Origin of the sequence: Roseospira visakhapatnamensis, from assembly GCF_014197915.1 — a bacterium.
GTDB classification, from domain to species: domain Bacteria; phylum Pseudomonadota; class Alphaproteobacteria; order Rhodospirillales; family Rhodospirillaceae; genus Rhodospira; species Rhodospira visakhapatnamensis.
Genome location: NZ_JACIGK010000079.1, coordinates 1 through 2,014 on the forward strand (window position 1 = coordinate 1; position 2,014 = coordinate 2,014).

The window sequence follows — 2,014 nt, forward strand, 5'->3', positions numbered from 1 at the left end:
CGAGATGAAGTTCGCCATCACCCGTTCCCGATGACCTGAAACCCGCTCCGATTCTATCCGAGACCGCCCAAATCCGACAGACTGCTAGAATCATAGACTTGGGGCGGATCGATACCTCGCGTTCGGCCCATACAATGGGTCGAACGCGAGGTGATCCGCCCCGGGGCATCGAGCCCACCGCCATGATCCGGGTGCGGGCCGGCATCGGCTATGCGCTCACCGAGGCCATGGACGAGGGCCATTGCGGTCTCCCGGTGGCCGAACTGGTTCCGCTGGCCCAGACTCTGCTCGAGGTCGACCCCTCGCTCGTCGAGACCGCGCTCGCCGACGAATTGGCCGAGGGCGCTGTCATCGAAACCACGCTGGGTGAGACCCGGTGCGTGTTCCTGGCCGGGCTGTACCGCGCGGAGCAGGGCATCGCCGAACGCCTGAGAGCCTTGCGCGAGGGGCCGTTGCCCTGGCCGTCGATCGACCCGGACAAGGCGATCCCCTGGGTCGAGGGAAAGATCGGACTGGACCTGGCCGATAGCCAGAAGGCCGCCGTGCGCCTGGCGCTGCTGTCCCGGGTGCTGGTCGTGACGGGCGGTCCCGGCGTCGGCAAGACGACCCTGCTCAAGGCCATTCTGCGCATCCTCGCCGCCAAGGGGACGCGTCTGATGCTGTGCGCGCCGACCGGACGGGCCGCCAAGCGCATGAGCGAGGCGACCGGATACGAGGCGCGGACCATTCACCGCGTCCTCGAGGTCGACCCGAAGACGGGCGGCTTCAAGCGCGGCGCGGCTGTGTAACCTGAGGTCTGGACATTTTGTTCGAGGGGGCGCACCTGCGTGCCCATCCGTGGGGCGCGCCCCACGGATGGGCTACCCTCCAGTCCGGTTTTCTCAATCGCCAAAAAGAGGAACCGGATGCAGGACACCCAGGGTAAGGTCATCGCCGCGCTGATGGAACAGCTCATCCAGACCGGGCCGGAGGGCATGGCCGAGGCGTTCACGGCGCTCTTCAATCTCGCCATGCGGATGGAGCGCGACCAGCACCTCGGTGCCGGCCGTTACGAGCGCAGCAACGCGCGCCAGGGCTACGCCAACGGCTACAAGCCGAAGAAGGTGGACACGCCCGCCGGCACCGTCACCGTGGCCGTTCCCAAGAGCCGGGGCTGCGACGAGCCGTTCTTCCCGCGGTCCCTGGAACGGGGGCGGCGCTCCTCGCGCGCCATCATGCTGGCGATCGCCGAGATGTACGTCCAGGGCGTCTCCACCCGCGACGCCGCCAAGGTGATGAAGGAATTCGGGCTGGAAAGCCTGTCATCAACGCAGGTCAGCCGCGCCGCCGCCCTGCTGGACGACGAACTGGAGGCGTGGCGCACGCGCCGGCTCGACCCGGTGACATACCTGATCCTCGATGCCCGGTACGAGAAGGTGCGCGACGGCGGCATCGTCCGCGACGCGGCCATCCTGTCGGCCATCGTCCGTATCGCCTCCGCACGGTCCCAGTCGACGTAGCCCTCATGCGCGCCGGGCTTCAGCGCCAGCCAGTCCTCGCGGGTTTTGCTCCGCGAACAGGCCTTGGCGCCCGCCCCGTCATCCTGCACCGAGACGCCGGTGCGGCCATAGGCGTAGGCGCCACCATAGGCCGGGTTGGCGATGAACGCGCGAATCGTCGCATAGCGCGGACGGCGCCAGACCACCGGTCCACCATTGGTCCGGGCCGGAAGATCGAGCCCATGCTCCAGGAACCAGAGCAGGGCCTGGCGCAGGCTGCCGAGTTCGGCCACCTTGTCGATGGCCAAGCGGATGGCCTCCTGGATGCGGCGGTCGGGGTCCTTCTCGAGCCGGTCGCCGACCTTCACGAACCCCAGGGACACGATCCACGGGGGCGGCGACGACACGCTCACCCCGCCGCGCCTTCTCGTACCGCGCCGTCAGCGAGCGCTGGCGAAGCAGGTCGAGTTCGTATTCGTTGAGGCTGCCCTTGAGCCCGAGCAGCAGACGATCATTGCCCTGCCGGGGCGCGTAGA

General features: G+C 68.2%; 3 protein-coding genes and 1 pseudogene. 3 read left to right on the forward strand and 1 reads right to left on the reverse strand.

Annotated elements, in window-relative coordinates; translation table 11 throughout:
• Window positions 1–134: 134 nt before the first annotated feature.
• Both GGD89_RS19475 and GGD89_RS19480 read left to right on the forward strand, forming a co-directional pair.
• Window positions 135–788, forward strand: a complete 654-nt coding sequence (locus GGD89_RS19475; RefSeq protein ID WP_184049179.1) for an ATP-dependent DNA helicase — start codon at window positions 135–137, stop codon at window positions 786–788.
• A 117-nt stretch (window positions 789–905) separates the two neighbouring features.
• Window positions 906–1,499 (forward strand): transposase, encoded by a 594-nt coding sequence (locus GGD89_RS19480; RefSeq protein WP_246423239.1) that lies wholly within the window; start codon window positions 906–908, stop codon window positions 1,497–1,499.
• A gap of 14 nt (window positions 1,500–1,513) precedes the next feature.
• On the opposite strand, the pseudogene GGD89_RS20300 reads toward GGD89_RS19480, so the two are convergent.
• Window positions 1,514–1,891: pseudogene (locus GGD89_RS20300) on the reverse strand (recombinase family protein); the annotation flags it as partial.
• Between GGD89_RS20300 and GGD89_RS20305 the strand changes: the two are divergent.
• A partial coding sequence (locus GGD89_RS20305) for a hypothetical protein (protein WP_246423240.1) occupies window positions 1,779–2,014 on the forward strand: 236 nt, incomplete at its 3' end. The pseudogene GGD89_RS20300 and the gene GGD89_RS20305 sit on opposite strands and share 113 nt — an antisense overlap.

What these genes read in the sequence shown, in the direction of transcription:
- GGD89_RS19475 (WP_184049179.1), top strand. Translation starts at nt 135, where the DNA reads ATGGGTCGAACGCGAGGTGATCCGCCCCGGGGCATCGAGCCCACCGCC.
- GGD89_RS19480 (WP_246423239.1), top strand. Translation starts at nt 906, where the DNA reads ATGCAGGACACCCAGGGTAAGGTCATCGCCGCGCTGATGGAACAGCTC.